Annotated in this window: 17 protein-coding genes and 2 tRNA genes; 15 read left to right on the plus strand and 4 right to left on the minus strand. The window is 53.5% G+C overall.

Going from position 1 to position 15,432, the window contains the following annotated elements; translation table 11 throughout:
- Positions 1 to 219: 219 nt before the first annotated feature.
- Positions 220 to 1,335 (minus strand): tRNA guanosine(34) transglycosylase Tgt, encoded by a 1,116-nt coding sequence (gene tgt, locus BDE01S_RS02730; RefSeq protein WP_066077079.1) that lies wholly within the window; start codon positions 1,333 to 1,335, stop codon positions 220 to 222.
- A 374-nt stretch (positions 1,336 to 1,709) separates the two neighbouring features.
- Between tgt and BDE01S_RS02735 the strand changes: the two genes are divergently transcribed.
- From BDE01S_RS02735 to BDE01S_RS02795, 13 genes are all read left to right on the plus strand, one after another.
- Positions 1,710 to 1,786 (plus strand) — tRNA-Val (locus BDE01S_RS02735).
- A gap of 107 nt (positions 1,787 to 1,893) precedes the next feature.
- Positions 1,894 to 3,807: a threonine--tRNA ligase gene (gene thrS, locus BDE01S_RS02740; RefSeq protein ID WP_066077134.1), complete on the plus strand. Its 1,914-nt coding sequence runs from the start codon at positions 1,894 to 1,896 to the stop codon at positions 3,805 to 3,807.
- 18 nt (positions 3,808 to 3,825) lie between these two features.
- Complete coding sequence (infC, locus tag BDE01S_RS02745; protein WP_115225400.1) at positions 3,826 to 4,347, plus strand: translation initiation factor IF-3; 522 nt, start codon at positions 3,826 to 3,828, stop codon at positions 4,345 to 4,347.
- 142 nt (positions 4,348 to 4,489) lie between these two features.
- Entirely contained in the window at positions 4,490 to 4,687 is a 198-nt protein-coding gene (gene rpmI, locus BDE01S_RS02750) for a 50S ribosomal protein L35 (protein ID WP_066077084.1), read from the plus strand.
- A gap of 12 nt (positions 4,688 to 4,699) precedes the next feature.
- On the plus strand, positions 4,700 to 5,056 hold the full coding sequence (gene rplT, locus BDE01S_RS02755) for a 50S ribosomal protein L20 (protein ID WP_066077088.1): 357 nt from the start codon (positions 4,700 to 4,702) through the stop codon (positions 5,054 to 5,056).
- A gap of 483 nt (positions 5,057 to 5,539) precedes the next feature.
- Positions 5,540 to 6,529: a phenylalanine--tRNA ligase subunit alpha gene (gene pheS, locus BDE01S_RS02760; RefSeq protein WP_066077091.1), complete on the plus strand. Its 990-nt coding sequence runs from the start codon at positions 5,540 to 5,542 to the stop codon at positions 6,527 to 6,529.
- 70 nt (positions 6,530 to 6,599) lie between these two features.
- A complete protein-coding gene (locus BDE01S_RS02765) occupies positions 6,600 to 7,013 on the plus strand; it encodes a nucleotidyltransferase substrate binding protein (protein ID WP_066077095.1) in 414 nt (137 codons plus the stop codon).
- Positions 7,006 to 7,314: a nucleotidyltransferase family protein gene (locus tag BDE01S_RS02770; protein WP_066077099.1), complete on the plus strand. Its 309-nt coding sequence runs from the start codon at positions 7,006 to 7,008 to the stop codon at positions 7,312 to 7,314. Before BDE01S_RS02765 ends, BDE01S_RS02770 begins: the two co-directional genes overlap by 8 nt.
- 50 nt (positions 7,315 to 7,364) lie before the next feature.
- Entirely contained in the window at positions 7,365 to 9,728 is a 2,364-nt protein-coding gene (pheT, locus tag BDE01S_RS02775; protein WP_066077103.1) for a phenylalanine--tRNA ligase subunit beta, read from the plus strand.
- Positions 9,729 to 9,870: 142 nt separating this feature from the next.
- Entirely contained in the window at positions 9,871 to 10,173 is a 303-nt protein-coding gene (locus BDE01S_RS02780; RefSeq protein ID WP_066077106.1) for an integration host factor subunit alpha, read from the plus strand.
- On the plus strand, positions 10,157 to 10,477 hold the full coding sequence (locus BDE01S_RS02785) for a DNA-binding protein (protein WP_066077110.1): 321 nt from the start codon (positions 10,157 to 10,159) through the stop codon (positions 10,475 to 10,477). The genes BDE01S_RS02780 and BDE01S_RS02785 overlap by 17 nt, the downstream gene beginning before the upstream one ends.
- Positions 10,478 to 10,725: 248 nt before the next feature.
- Positions 10,726 to 11,007 carry an ACT domain-containing protein gene (locus tag BDE01S_RS02790; protein WP_066077113.1) on the plus strand — a complete coding sequence of 94 codons (282 nt, stop codon included), beginning with the start codon at positions 10,726 to 10,728 and terminating at the stop codon, positions 11,005 to 11,007.
- 15 nt (positions 11,008 to 11,022) lie between these two features.
- Positions 11,023 to 12,381 (plus strand): PFL family protein, encoded by a 1,359-nt coding sequence (locus BDE01S_RS02795; RefSeq protein ID WP_066077117.1) that lies wholly within the window; start codon positions 11,023 to 11,025, stop codon positions 12,379 to 12,381.
- Between the two features lie 326 nt (positions 12,382 to 12,707).
- Here BDE01S_RS02795 and dcd read toward each other — a convergent pair whose 3' ends face one another.
- From dcd to BDE01S_RS02810, 3 genes are all read right to left on the minus strand, one after another.
- Positions 12,708 to 13,274 carry a dCTP deaminase gene (gene dcd, locus BDE01S_RS02800; RefSeq protein ID WP_066077120.1) on the minus strand — a complete coding sequence of 189 codons (567 nt, stop codon included), beginning with the start codon at positions 13,272 to 13,274 and terminating at the stop codon, positions 12,708 to 12,710.
- A 72-nt stretch (positions 13,275 to 13,346) separates the two neighbouring features.
- Complete coding sequence (locus BDE01S_RS02805) at positions 13,347 to 13,769, minus strand: hypothetical protein (protein ID WP_066077122.1); 423 nt, start codon at positions 13,767 to 13,769, stop codon at positions 13,347 to 13,349.
- Between the two features lie 59 nt (positions 13,770 to 13,828).
- Positions 13,829 to 14,728, minus strand: a complete 900-nt coding sequence (locus tag BDE01S_RS02810) for a recombination-associated protein RdgC (protein ID WP_066077126.1) — start codon at positions 14,726 to 14,728, stop codon at positions 13,829 to 13,831.
- A gap of 140 nt (positions 14,729 to 14,868) precedes the next feature.
- Between BDE01S_RS02810 and BDE01S_RS02815 the strand changes: the two genes are divergently transcribed.
- Together BDE01S_RS02815 and BDE01S_RS11235 are read left to right on the plus strand one after the other, a co-directional pair.
- Positions 14,869 to 14,944: transfer RNA gene (locus tag BDE01S_RS02815), tRNA-Glu, on the plus strand.
- A gap of 220 nt (positions 14,945 to 15,164) precedes the next feature.
- Positions 15,165 to 15,317 (plus strand): hypothetical protein, encoded by a 153-nt coding sequence (locus BDE01S_RS11235; protein WP_156472591.1) that lies wholly within the window; start codon positions 15,165 to 15,167, stop codon positions 15,315 to 15,317.
- Positions 15,318 to 15,432 lie beyond the last annotated feature (115 nt).

The raw sequence follows: 15,432 nt of genomic DNA on the forward strand, positions 1-15,432 counted from the left end.
TTGCGTGCGTTCGAGAAAACATTTTCAGTCATTTTTGAAGCTTCGGCAACTTGCCCTTTCACGAGGGAGAGCGGTCAGTTTGCCGGATTTTCAATCATTCCAATACAACTCATACGTTTGGCTTATCCCAAACGCACGGTGAATGAAGAAAAGGCCGTCTGAAAATAATCTTCACGATATTTTCAGACGGCCTTTATGCGTTGAACCGGTCAAATCCGGTCAATCCGCGCCGCGTGCGCGGTTTTCGTGGAACTGCGCCTGCCAATCGGCAAATTTTCCTTGTTCGATGGCTTCGCGCATTTCGGCCATGATGACTTGGTAGAAATGCAGATTATGAATGGTGTTGAGCTGCGCGCCGAGGATTTCGCCGGCGCGGTGCAGGTGGTGCAGGTAGGCGCGGCTGAAGTTGCGGCAGGCGTAGCAGCTGCAGCTTTCGTCGAGCGGGCGGGTATCGTGTTTGTGTTTGGCGTTTTTGATTTTGATGTCGCCGAAGCGGGTGAAGAGCCAGCCGTTGCGGGCGTTGCGGGTGGGCATGACGCAGTCGAACATGTCGATGCCGTGGGCAACGCCATACACTAAGTCTTCGGGTGTGCCGACGCCCATCAGGTAATGCGGTTTGTGTTTCGGCAGAATCGGGCCGACGGCGCGCAGCATGCGGTACATTTCGGGCTTGGGTTCGCCGACGGAGAGGCCGCCGACGGCGAGGCCGGGGAAATCGAATTGTTCCAATCCTTTGAGCGATTCTTCGCGCAGGTCTTCGTACATGGCGCCTTGTACGATGCCGAACAGGGCGTTGGGGTTTTTGAGGTCTTCAAAGACTTTTTTGCTGCGCTCCGCCCAGCGCAGGCTCATTTGCAGCGACTTCTTCGCCTGTTCGTGCGAAGCTTCGCCCGGCGTACATTCGTCCAATTGCATGACGATGTCGGAGTTTAATACGGTTTGGATTTTCATTGAGATTTCGGGCGAGAGGAAGAGTTTGTCGCCGTTAATCGGACTTTTGAAGGTGCAGCCTTCTTCGGTGAGCTTGCGCATGTCGGAGAGTGAAAATACTTGAAAGCCGCCGGAGTCGGTGAGGATGGGCTTGTCCCAGCCGATAAAGCCGTGCAGGCCGCCGAACTGTTCGATGACTTCGAGGCCGGGGCGCAGCCATAAGTGGTAGGTGTTGCCTAAAATAATCTGCGCTTTGATGTCGTGCAGGTTGTCGGGGGTCATGGCTTTGACCGAGCCGTAGGTGCCGACGGGCATGAATACGGGGGTTTCGATTGTGCCGTGGTTGAGTTCGAGCGTGCCACGGCGGGCGTGGCCGTCGGTTTGGTGCAGGGTGAATTTGAGCATGGGTCTTCCGGGTTGGTTTTCAGACGGCCGGAATGGGATTCCGAACCGGCTGTGCATGAAAGGTTAAGGCGGGAATTATAACGGGTTTCTATATAAAAAACGATTTCAGGCCGTCTGAAAATCGCCGGTGCGTAAATTCTGCCCGCAGGCACTACAAAATGGTGCGGTAAGGCGGGCCAACGCTGCAGCAGGGTTGGCCCGGCGACGATAAAGCGGCGGAGCGGATGCGTCCGGTCGGGAGGCCGTCTGAAAAAATGCCGCCGGACTTATCTGATTTGGAAACAGCGGGATAATGCCGCCTCCCCTCTTTTGCCTGCTCTTGGTGCTTGTGCGCCGCCGGTAAAACTTTTATAATGGCGCAGATTTCTTGATACAGGCACGTAGCTCAGTTGGTTAGAGCACCACCTTGACATGGTGGGGGTCGTTGGTTCGAATCCGATCGTGCCTACCAGAATACTGGAACAGCAAAAGGTTTCTGGCAAACTTTTTGCTGTTTTTTATATGTTTTTGATATTGCTGTTCAGGCCGTCTGAAAAGCAATCGGAGTATGATAATAATATGTTGAACATTACGTTGCCCGACGGCTCGGTCCGTCAATACGAATCTCCTGTTACCGTGGCGCAAATCGCCGCTTCTATCGGTTCGGGTTTGGCGAAGGCCACGGTTGCGGGCAAGGTAAACGGCAAACTGGTTGATGCTTGCGACCCGATTACCGAAGATGCCGATGTGCAGATTATTACGCCAAAAGACCAAGAGGGCGTGGAAATCATCCGCCATTCTTGTGCGCACTTGGTCGGCCACGCGGTCAAACAGCTTTATCCGGATGCCAAAATGGTTATCGGCCCTGTTATCGAAGACGGTTTTTACTACGATATCGCTACTGAAAAGCCTTTTACTCCGGAAGATGTTGCGGCCATCGAGGCGCGCATGAAGGAATTGATTGCGCAGGATTATGATGTCGTTAAAGTGATGACGCCGCGTGCCGAAACCATTAAAACATTCCAGGAGCGGGGCGAAGAATACAAGCTGCGCCTGATTGACGATATGCCCGAAGTGGAGGCCATGGGCTTGTACCACCATCAGGAATATGTCGATATGTGCCGCGGTCCGCACGTTCCGAATACCCGCTTTTTGAAAAACTTCAAGCTGACCAAGCTGGCGGGTGCGTACTGGCGCGGCGACAGCAACAATGAAATGCTGCAACGCATTTACGGTACGGCCTGGGCAAGCAAAGACGAATTGAAGGCCTATATCCAGCGTATCGAAGAGGCTGAAAAGCGCGACCACCGCAAACTGGGCAAACAATTGGATTTGTTCCACCTGCAAGACGAAGCGCCGGGCATGGTGTTCTGGCACCCGAAAGGTTGGGCGTTGTGGCAGGCCATCGAGCAGCATATGCGCCGCGAGCTGGATGCGGCAGGCTATAAAGAAATCAAAACCCCGATGATGATGGACAAAACCTTCTGGGAGCGTTCGGGTCACTGGGAAAACTATAAAGACAATATGTTCACGACCCAATCGGAAAAACGCGAATACGCGGTCAAACCGATGAACTGCCCGGGTCATGTGCAAGTATTCAACAACAGCCTGCGCTCATACCGCGATTTGCCGATGCGCCTGGCCGAATTCGGCTCCTGCCACCGCAATGAGCCGACCGGTGCGCTGCACGGGTTGATGCGCGTGCGCGGTTTTGTGCAAGACGACGCACATATTTTCTGTACCGAAGACCAAATCGTATCCGAAGCGCAGGCATTCAACGAATTGCTGGTGCGTATTTACAAGCAGTTCGGATTCCATGACGTGGCTGTCAAGCTGTCGCTGCGTCCCGAGCAGCGTGCCGGTTCCGATGAAATTTGGGATAAGGCCGAACAAGGTTTGCGCGATGCGCTGACCGCCTGCGGCGTGGAATGGGAAGAGCTGCCGGGCGAAGGTGCTTTTTACGGCCCGAAAATCGAATACCACGTTAAAGACGCGCTCGGCCGTTCTTGGCAGTGCGGCACGCTGCAATTAGACTTCGTATTGCCGGAACGACTGGATGCCGAATATGTGACCGAAAGCAACGGCCGCGCCCGCCCCGTGATGCTGCACCGCGCCATCCTCGGCTCGTTGGAGCGTTTTATCGGCATTCTGATTGAAAACCATGCCGGTTCGTTCCCGTTGTGGCTGGCTCCGGTGCAGATGGTGATTATGAACATCACCGAAAACCAGGCCGATTACTGCCGTGAAGTGGCTGCCAAACTTCAGGCCGCAGGCTTCCGTGTCGAATTGGATTTGCGTAACGAAAAAATCGGCTATAAAATCCGCGACAACAGCCAATACCGCTTCCCTTACCAAATCGTGGTCGGCGACAAAGAGAAACAAGACAACAAAGTGGCCGTGCGCCGCAAAGCAGAAGACTTGGGCTCATTGAATCTGGATGACTTCATCGCGCAATTGCAGCACGAAATTGCCGAAGCCCTGGTTACAGACTAAATCGTTAAAAGGAGTATTATCATCGCTCAGGAACGCGAAGCACGAATCAACGGCGAAATTACCGCCAAAGAAGTGCGATTAATCAGTGGCTCAGGCGAACAGCTTGGTGTAGTGTCTCTTCGTGAAGCATTGTCTCTGGCCGAAGAGCAGGATGTCGATTTGGTGGAAATCTCCCCTACCGCCAAGCCGCCTGTGTGCAAACTCATGGACTTCGGCAAGTACAAATACGAGCAGGCCAAAAAGCGCGACGAAGCCAAGAAAAACCAGAAGCAGGTACAGATTAAGGAAATCAAATTCCGCCCGGGTACCGATGAAGGCGATTACCAAATCAAAATGCGCAACATCAACCGCTTCCTGGCCGACGGCGACAAAGTCAAAGTCACCCTGCGCTTCCGCGGCCGCGAAATGGCGCACCAGCAGCTGGGCGCGCAGCTTTTGGAGCGCGTGAAAGAAGAATTGGCCGAAGTGGCGCAAGTCGAGTCCTTCCCGAAAATGGAAGGCCGCCAAATGGTCATGATGGTTGCGCCGAAGAAAAAATAAGGCTATAATCCCGAGCTTGTTCCTGATGCCGTGCGGAACAAGCTTTTCAAGAAAACGGCAAAACCGTGGCGTTCGGGTTACAAGCATTGGAAACCATGCCGATGCCCCTACCGCCTTATCTAACAATAAACGGAGTTTTCCCATGCCTAAAATGAAAACCAAGTCTAGCGCGAAAAAACGCTTTAAAGTACTGGGTAACGGTGGCGTAAAACGCGGTCATGCTTTCAAAAGCCACATCCTGACCAAAAAAACCACCAAAACCAAACGTAACCTGCGCGGTACCGCTATGGTAAACAGCCGCGATTTGGCTTCCGTTGCTAAAATGTTGCCCTACGCTTAAGGAGTTTGAACTATGCCACGCGTAAAACGCGGTGTTACCGCACGTGCCCGTCACCAAAAAATCTTCGCGTTAGCTAAAGGCTACCGCGGCCGTCGTAAAAACGTCTACCGCGTTGCCAAGCAAGCGGTTATGAAAGCCGGTCAATACGCTTACCGTGACCGCCGCCAACGCAAACGCCAATTCCGCCAACTGTGGATCGTGCGTATCAACGCAGGTGCCCGTGAAAACGGCCTGTCTTACAGCAAATTCATGAACGGCCTGAAACGCGCGTCTATCGAAATCGACCGCAAAGTATTGGCTGACTTGGCTGTATTCGACAAAGCTGCCTTCGCGCAACTGGTTGAAAAAGCAAAAGCTGCTTTGGCTTAATTGCCAAACCTCGAAAAAGGAAACTTCGGTTTCCTTTTTTGCATTTCGGGCTGGTATTTTGCCGTGTGGATTGTTGACAGCAAGCATACAGCAAAATTCCTAAAGAAAACATCGTAGGTAGGCTGGGCTTCAGCCCAGCAAGAGATTAAGGCATTGACATTTCAGGACTAAAATCCAACACACTCATTCTGATTTTTTTACAAGTTTCATAATCACAAGACACTAAACCACCTGATCACACAAAATCCCGGCATAACCATCCCCAACCGAAGCACCTTCCCCCCAAGCACGCCCGCCCGGGCAGCAAACCGCATATCCGCCCAAGCCCCCTGCCCGCGCTATTTTTCCCGCAAACCCTGTTTTTTTACCCGATATTGCGTTAAAATAAAGCCAATTTTATTCAACGGATTGGCAGGATGCCGTCTGAATTTTCAGACGGCCTTATTGTTTCCAATCCCCAACCGACACATACCGAAGACGCTTATGGAAAATGTAAACCGTATCGTTGCCGCAGGCATTGCGGCAGTTGAAGCCGCCGGCGATTTCAACACGCTGGAGCTGGTCAAAGCCCAATATATGGGCAAAACCGGCGAGCTGACCGGCCTCTTGAAAACCCTCGGCCAAATGTCGCCGGAAGAACGCAAAACCATCGGCGCCCACATCAACGAATGCAAAAACCAATTTCAGACGGCCTACAACGCCAAGCGCGACGCACTGAATGAAGCCAAGCTGCAAGCCCAGCTGGCTGCCGAAGCTTTGGATGTCACCCTGCCCGGCCGCGGACAGGAAAACGGCGGCCTGCACCCCGTAACCCTGACCCTGCAGCGCGTGGTCGAACTGTTCCACGGCATCGGTTTCGATGTCGCCGAAGGCCCGGAAATTGAAGACGACTTCCATAACTTCCAAGCCTTGAACATCCCGCAAAACCACCCTGCCCGCGCCATGCAGGATACGTTTTATGTGGAAAACGGCGATGTGCTGCGTACCCACACTTCGCCCATCCAAATCCGCTATATGCTGGATAAGAAGAACCCGCCCATCCGCATTATCGCCCCGGGCCGTGTGTACCGCGTGGACAGCGACGCCACGCATTCGCCCATGTTCCACCAGGCCGAAGGCTTGTGGGTAGAAGAAGGCGTTACCTTTGCCGATCTGAAAGCCGTATTTACCGACTTTATCCGCAACTTCTTCGAGCGCGACGATATGCAGGTGCGCTTCCGCCCCTCATTCTTCCCGTTTACCGAGCCTTCTGCCGAAATCGATATCATGGCCGAAAACGGCAAATGGCTGGAAGTCGGCGGCTGCGGCATGGTGCACCCGAACGTATTGAAAAACGTCAACATCGATCCCGAAAAATACACCGGATTCGCCTTCGGTATCGGCCTCGACCGCTTCGCCATGCTGCGCTACAACGTCAACGACCTGCGCCTGTTTTTCGACAACGATTTGAATTTCTTGAAACAGTTTAAATAGGCACACCGGTTTTCAGACGGCCTGAAAACATTACAGGCTGTCTGAAAAAGCGTTTTAAAGGAAATCCGTTATGCTGAATCTGACCCCGTTGGCCAATGCCTTAAAGCGTCTGCAAGAAGGTTGGCAGCGCTATCAGCAGGACATCAGCGACGAACAAATCCGCGACGGCCTGATTCAACGTTTTGAATTTACTTACGAAATCAGCCATAAAATGCTCAAACGCTATTTAGAGCAAACATCGGCCAATCCCGCCCAATTTGACCAAATGACGTTTCAAGACTTAATCCGTACCGCCAACGAACAGGATTTGCTGCTCGGTAATTGGACGGATTGGCGGCAATACCGCGATATGCTCAGCCGCACCAGCCACACGTACGACGAAGCAATCGCGCTGGCCGTAGTGGGCGGCATTGAAAAATTCATCGCTGAAGCTGTGTTTTTATTGGAAAAACTGCAAAACAGGCCGGCCGGCAGCGATGAGTAATTTGGATATCAAGCCTGAAGAGTTGGCGATTGTCCGGCGCATTCTGAGCCGCCATATTCCGCAATACGAAGTCCGGGCTTTCGGATCAAGGGCGAAAGGCACGGCCAAGCCCTATTCCGATTTGGATTTGGCCGTGATGACCGGGCAGCCGCTTTCATTGGCAGAGCACGCTGCGCTTAGCGATGATTTTTCCCAATCCGATTTGCCGTGGAAAGTCGATATTGTCGATTGGGCGGCAACAGGCGAAGCATTTCGGAATGTTATCGCCCGGCAGTATATTGTGATTCAACAGGCCGTCTGAAAAACAGACTGTTGGACATTGATTGATTTTAAAAAACAGCAGAGAAAAACATGCAATTTTCTTATTCCTGGCTGAAAACCCAAGCCAATCCCAATCTTTCCGCCGACGAGTTGTCGCACCTTCTGACCATGTCCGGCTTGGAAGTCGAAGAAACCGAAACCGCTGCGCCTGCATTCAGCGGCGTGGTGGTTGCCGAAGTGAAATCGGTGGAAAAGCACCCCGATGCCGACCGCTTGAACATCACCCAAGTCGATGCGGGTACGGGCGAGTTGGTGCAGATTGTCTGCGGCGCGCCGAATGTGCGTCCGGGCATTAAAGTGCCGTGTTCGCTGCCGGGCGCGGTGCTGCCGGGCAATTTCAAAATCAAGCCGACCAAGATGCGCGGTGTGCCGTCCAACGGCATGCTGTGTTCGACCGACGAGCTGGGTTTGCCCGACGACGGTGTGGACGGCCTGCATATCCTGCCCGCCGATGCGCCCGTCGGCCAAGATATCCGCGAATATTTGGATTTGGACGATACGGTGTTTACGCTGAAAATCACGCCGAACCGCACCGATTGCTTGAGCATTAAAGGCATTGCCCGCGAAGTATCGGCGTTGACCCAATGCGCGGTTGCGTTTCCGGAGATTCAGACGGCCTCTGCCGGCAGCGCGAAAATTCAGCCGGTACGCATTGATGCGCCTGAGGATTGCGGCCGCTTCATCAGCCGCGTGATTGAAGGCGTGAACGCGCAGGCGCAAACGCCGGCCTGGATGGTGCAGCGTTTGGCGCGTAGCGGCGTGCGTTCGGTATCGGCGCTGGTCGATATCGGCAATTATGTGATGATGGAAATCGGCCAGCCCATGCATGTTTTCGATGCCGATAAAATCAACGGCAGCCTGATTGTGCGCCGTGCGCTTGAAGGCGAAGAACTGGTTTGCCTGAACGAGAAAACCGTTACCCTGTCTGACAATACTTTGGTGATTGCCGACGAGCAAGGTGCGTTGAGTATGGCCGGTTTGATGGGCGGTGAAAGCAGCGCGGTTTCAGACGGCACGAAAAACATTGTTCTCGAAGCGGCTTGGTTTGCGCCGGAAATCATCGCGGGCAAATCGCGTCAATACGGTTTCGGCTCTGATTCTTCGTTCCGCTTCGAGCGCGGCGTGGATTACGCTTTGCAGGCCGATGCAATCGAACGCGCCACCGAGCTGGTGCTACAAATCTGCGGCGGCGCAGCGGGTAAAGCGGTGGAAGCTGTGGGCAAGCTGCCGTCTGAAAAACAAGTCTCCGTGCGTTTGAGCCGCGTGGAAAAGGTATTGGGCGTGAAAATCGCAGCCGAACGCGTACAGACCATTCTGCAGCACTTGGGCTTAAACCCCGTTGCCGATGCCGAAGGCTTTACCGTAACCGCGCCGAGCTTCCGCTTCGACATTGAAATCGAAGCCGATTTGATTGAAGAAATCGGCCGCGTGTACGGATATGAAAATATTCCCGACGATTTCACTTCAGGCCGTCTGAAAATGCTGGCGCTGCCGGAAACCCGCCGCCCGCGTTTCGCGCTTTATCATGAAATGGCGGCGCGCGGCTATCAGGAAGCGGTGAGCTATGCGTTTGTAGACGAGCAGTGGGAAACCGACTTTGCCGCCAATGCCGACCCTATCCGCCTACAAAATCCGCTGGCGGCGCAATATGCGGTGATGCGCTCCACGCTGATCGGCGGCTTGGTGGAAATCCTGCAAAACAATCTGAACCGCAAGCAAAACCGCGTGCGCGTGTTTGAAATCGCCCGCGTGTTCAGCAAAGCTTCAGACGGCCGCTTTATCCAAAACGAACGTATCGGCGGCTTGTGGTACGGCGCGGTACAGCCCGAGCAATGGGGTGAAAAAGCGCGCAACGTCGATTTCTACGACATCAAAGCCGATGTGGAAAACCTGTTGCGCGGCAAATCGGTATCGTTTGTCAAAGCAAGCCATCCCGCCCTGCACCCCGGCCGTACCGCCGAAGTGGTTTCAGACGGCAAAGTCATCGGTTTTATCGGCGAGCTGCACCCGAAATGGCTGCAAAAATACGACTTGCCGCAAGCGCCGCTGGTATTCGAGCTGGATGCCGATGCTGTATTGTCACAAACCAAAGTACAATACAGCGCCGTCTCCAAATTCCAGCCCGCCCGCCGCGATTTGGCCTTTATCCTGCCCGAAGAGATGAGCCACGACGCCCTGCTCGCCGCCCTCCAAGGCGCGGCAGGCAAGCTGGTGCGCGAAATCAGCGTATTCGATGTCTATCGCGGTGCAGGTCTGGCCGAAGGCACGAAGAGCCTGGCAGTTAAAGTCATTCTGCAGGACATGGACGCCACGCTGACAGATGAAGCCGTCGAGCCGCAAATGGCCAAGCTGGTTGCCGCCGCCCAAGCCGCAGGCGCGCAGTTGCGCGGTTGATTGCCGGCAGCCCCGCCATCTGAAGCCCGCCGGGCCTACAGAAAAAATCAGACAGAGCCATCTGTCTGATTTTTCAGTTTGGCACTTGATTTTTAAGCGATATTTAGTAATAATCCCACCTGTTATCCAAGAAGGTAAGAACATGACACTCACTAAAGCAGAACTGGCCGACATTTTGGTCGATAAAGTCAGCAGCGTTACCAAAAACGACGCCAAAGAAATCGTTGAGCTTTTCTTTGAAGAAATCCGCAGCACTTTGGCAAGCGGTGAAGAGATTAAAATTTCCGGCTTCGGCAATTTCCAATTACGCGACAAACCCCAGCGCCCCGGCCGCAACCCCAAAACCGGCGAAGAAGTACCCATCAGCGCCCGCCGCGTGGTGACATTCCATGCCAGCCAAAAGCTCAAAGGCATGGTGGAGCATTATTATGACAAACAACGCTAATCCGGCCGTTCCCGCGCAGCGCTACTTCACGCTGGACGAAATGTGCGCCCTGCTGCAAATCAGCCCCGCGCAATTCGCCCGCTGGCAGCAGGAGCACGGCATCGTTATCGGCTACGGCGGCGATCGCTACACCCGCGCCGATGTCGTCAAACTCTTGAAGCTGAAAGACACTTTCCTGCCTTATACCGACAGCTTCAGCCAAGGCCTGCAGGCAGCCGACGGCCAACCCGCCGCCGATGCCGAAGAAATCCGCGTCGGCCTGAAAAACGTCTTGGCCGATTTGGAAAATGCCTTAAGCCACTGAAGCGCTGATTAAAAACCGGTTAGAGCCATCTAATCGGTTTTGTCGTTTCCGGGCGGCCGCTTCGCCCTATTTTCAGCCTTTACAGAGCCAAGGCCGTCTGAAAAATCACCGCAAGCCGTGCAGCCCATCGCGCAATCCGTTTCGCCCGCGATACGGTATAATGCCGTTTTCAGACGGCCTGACTTCCCTTTGAATAAACTGCGCCGCTCTCCCATATTCCCCATCGATTTCGAGCAGAAAGATTGAACATGAGCCAAACCAGCAACTCCGTTATCACCGTTATCGGCAAAGACCGCGTCGGCATCGTTTACGACGTTTCCAAATTACTGGCCGAAAACCAAATCAACATTCTCAACATCAGCCAGCAGCTGATGGATGATTTTTTCACCATGATTATCTTGGTCGATACTTCGAAATGCCCGAAATCGCGTCAGGAAATGTTGGATTTGTTTGCAACAGAAAGTAAAAATCTCGCTTTGGATATCCGTATGCAAAACGAAGATATTTTCCGCGCCATGCACCGCATTTGAAAGGCCGTCTGAAAAATGAGCATCCAATCCAATGAAATCCTCGAAACCGTGCGCATGGTCGCCGACCAAAACTTCGACGTGCGTACGATTACCATCGGCATCGACCTGCACGACTGCATCAGCAGCGATATCGATGTATTAAACCAAAACATCTACAACAAAATCACCACTATCGGCAAAGATTTGGTGGCAACGGCCAAACACTTGTCAGCCAAATACGGCGTACCGATTGTCAACCAGCGCATTTCCGTGACACCCATCGCGCAAATCGCCGCGGCCACCAAAGCGGATTCTTATGTGAGCATCGCGCAAACTTTGGACAAAGCCGCCAAAGCCATCGGCGTATCGTTTATCGGCGGCTTTTCCGCGCTGGTGCAAAAAGGCATGTCGCCCGCCGATGAAGTATTGATCCGCTCGATTCCCGAAGCCATGAAAACCACCGATATCGTGTGCAGCTCCATCAATATCGGCAGCACCCGTGCCGGCATCAATATGGACGCGGTCAAACTGGCGGGCGAAACCATCAAACGCGCGGCAGACATCACCCCCGAAGGCTTCGGTTGCGCCAAAATCGTCGTATTCTGCAACGCCGTAGAAGACAATCCGTTTATGGCGGGCGCGTTTCACGGCTCCGGCGAAGCGGACGCAGTAATTAACGTTGGTGTGTCCGGCCCCGGCGTGGTGCAGGCCGCGCTGCAAAATTGCGCCGATACGGATGATTTGACCCAAATCGCCGAAGTCGTCAAAAAAACCGCATTTAAAATCACCCGCGTCGGCGAATTAATCGGCCACGAAGCCGCCAAAATGCTGAACATCCCCTTCGGCATTTTGGACCTGTCCCTCGCGCCTACCCCCGCCGTAGGCGATTCCGTCGCCCGCATCCTGGAAGCCATGGGCTTGAGCGTGTGCGGCACCCACGGCACCACCGCCGCATTGGCTCTGCTGAATGATGCCGTGAAAAAAGGCGGCATGATGGCCTCCAGCGCCGTCGGCGGCCTGAGCGGCGCGTTTATCCCCGTATCCGAAGACGAAGGCATGATTGCCGCCGCCGAAGCAGGCGTACTCACGCTCGACAAACTCGAAGCCATGACCGCCGTCTGCTCCGTCGGCCTGGACATGATTGCCGTACCCGGCCACACCTCCGCCACTACCATTTCCGGCATCATCGCCGACGAAGCCGCCATCGGCATGATCAACAGCAAAACCACCGCCGTACGCATCATCCCTGTAACCGGAAAAGACGTAGGCGACAGCGTCGAATTCGGCGGCCTGCTCGGCTACGCCCCGGTGATGCCGGTGAAAGAAGGCAGCTGCGAAGTCTTCGTCAAGCGCGGCGGCCGCATCCCCGCGCCGGTGCAGTCGATGAAAAACTGATATCGGCGCAAATATAGCCGAAGAACTTAATTTCTGCTACGGCGTTGGCTCGCCTTGCCATACTGCTTGTACTGTCTGCGGATCGCCGCCTTGTATCAGAATTTAATTCATCCGACTATCGATAAAAGGTCGTCTGAAAAATGATTTTTCAGACGACCTTTTTTATCTGCGGTACACCCGCCCCGCATTACTTTGCCCATTTCATTTTGCCAGATTAAAACAAAATAATTTGCTGAAAACATAGCGAAAAGCCGTCTGAAAATTCCATTTCAGACAGCTTTTACATTGAAACCGCTACTGCCCGACACTATCCAGTCATACAGCTTTTAAGTCTTAGGCAACGTCACCCCGGTTTGCCCCATGTATTTACCTTTGCGGTCTTTATACGAGGTTTCGCATACTTCGTCGCTTTCGAAAAACAATACCTGCGCTACGCCTTCGCCTGCGTAGATTTTGGCGGGCAGCGGGGTGGTGTTGGAAAATTCCAGTGTGACATAGCCTTCCCATTCCGGTTCGAACGGGGTGACGTTGACGATGATGCCGCAGCGTGCGTAAGTTGATTTGCCCAGGCATACGGTGAGTACGTTGCGGGGAATGCGGAAGTATTCGACCGTCCGCGCCAGGGCGAAGGAGTTGGGCGGGATGATGCAGCAGTCGTCTTCTACGGTGACGAAATTTTTGGGGTCGAAGTTTTTGGGATCGACGATGGTGCTGTTGATGTTGGTAAAGATTTTGAACTCGTTGGCGCAGCGGATGTCGTAGCCGTAGCTGGAGGTGCCGTAGGAGATGATGCGCTGGCCGTTGGCTTCTTTAATCTGGTTCGGCTCGAAAGGTTCGATCATGCCGAATTCTTCGCTCATGCGGCGTATCCATTTGTCGGATTTGATGCTCATGCTTGATATTCCTTCTTATTGTCTGTTTGATGCTGTTTTCAGACGGCCTGATGCGGCAGGCCGTCTGAATAATCATTTTTTCGCTGCATTGGGCAGGTTGACGGCCTGCATCATGCCTTTGTCGAACTTCATGACAAACAGCAGCGTGCCGCCCTGGGAGACTTTGAAGCTGCCGTCGGCATAGCCGTTGCGGAACGTGCCGTCCAAATCCATATCGCGCAGCTTGGTGCTGTTGACATTGAAGGTTTCCAAAAATACAGGGAGGGTAACGCGCACGCTGTACACGCCTTTGCCGTGGAAGCGGCCCTGCTTGAATTGGCCGCTGTAGCTGCGGCCGTCGCGGCAGCGCCATTCGCCTTTGCCTTCGGGTTTGCCGTCTTTGCCGACCGCACCTTCGTAGCGGCAGCCCGCGCCCTGATAATCATTGATGACTTCGGCTGCGGCTGGCAGGGAGAAGCCCAAGCCGGCAGCCAGTAATGCCGTATATTTCCACATGGTTGTATTCCTTTCCGGCCTGCCGCGTCCAAGCTGCGGCAGGCTTGTTTTCAGACGGCTTAATCCTGCCAGCCGCCCAGATAGCCGACCAGCTCTTCCAGCATGGTGGAGAGGGCTTCGGTCATCAAAATCTGTGAAGCAAACATCAGGCTGGCGGCATCGTCGCCGTTGTTTTCCGCTTCTTCCTGCAAGACGTCCAGATATTGGATGCGCTTGAGGGTGAAATCCTGCGTCAGTACAAACGCCAGCTGCTCGCGCCATACCAGGCCGAGTTGGGTGACGACTTTGCCGTTTTTCACATGTTGCACCACTTCGTCGGCGGTCAAATCCTGTTTGGACACTTTGACCACGGGCACGACGTCGCCCACGCCTTTGAGCTCGCAATCGCTGTCCAGCTCGAAGCCGCCTTCGCCGTGTCCCTGTAAGAGCCAGGAAGTCATCAGCGATGAAGGCGACTGCTTGGTGTTCGGCAGCGAAGCCTCCAAGCCGCCCAGCGCCTCACGCAACTTGGTCAATACGTTTTCCGCTTTGGCCGATGAAGCGTTGTTAATCAGCAGATAGCCGTGGCGCGTATCGAATACCGCCTGCGTGCGGCCGCTGCGGGTAAAGGCGCGCGGCAGCAAATCGTCGGTAATCTGCTCTTTCAGCTCCTGCTTTTCCTTGCGGCCGACGCTGCGACCTTCTTCGTCTTGGATACGCAGCACGCGCTCGTCCAAAATATCGCGGATAACACCGGCGGGCAAGACTTTTTCTTCTTTTTTCAGCGCCACTCGCCATGTGTAGTCGGCGGGAAACACCAGCTCGGGCGAAAACGGCACCGGCGGGGCGAAGCCTTCGCTGAACCAGTCCAAGCCCTGACAATGTGCAAACTCGGCCTCACGCAGCTTGTCGGCCAGCGTATCCGCTTGCGGCAACTTTTCTTTGTTCAGGGGATAAAAACTGACTTGCTTAAACCACATGGCGGCTTCCTTTATTTTAAAACGCCGTTATTATACACATTGGCATTTAAGCGGGATAGGCCGTCTGAAAAGCCCACCGCGCCCTGCCCGCGCCGCTTGACAGCTTGGGCGCGGGGCGGTATAGTTCGCCCTTCGGTTACGCGCCCATCGTCTAGAGGCCTAGGACACTGCCCTTTCACGGCGGCAACCGGGGTTCGAATCCCCGTGGGCGTGCCAGATTTGAGAAGCTCCGCAATATTGCATTGCGGAGTTTTTTGTTTTGTATTTTCAGAGCAGATGACTATGCAATATATAGTCGGAGAAATTAATTTCTCCGACTATAGTGAAATTCCTAAAAAATAGAAACCTGTATTGTCGTCATTCACTCAAAACCTGACATGTTTCGCTTTTTTAGGAATTTGACTAATGGCATGGATTGTGTGCAGAAATACAATGTATGGACAAGGCACTCAAATCAGGAGACAATATCAAAGGAGCTATAGGGAAAGCGGTAAATATTGGGACTTCAGGTAAAGGACATGGGACACCTAAAAAGCCATGTTTTTCCTGTTTAAAAGTATCAGAGCAATTAGGAGCAATATTAGAATGAAAAGAGAAATAGAGGATTTATATATATATTTAAGTACCTGTGATGAAGTTTTAAGCTTTGATAATTTGAAAGAGCTTAATAAAAAAATATTAGAAATAATAAAAAAATATATTAA

The organism is Bergeriella denitrificans NBRC 102155 (genome assembly GCF_001592185.1).
GTDB lineage: Bacteria > Pseudomonadota > Gammaproteobacteria > Burkholderiales > Neisseriaceae > Neisseria > Neisseria denitrificans.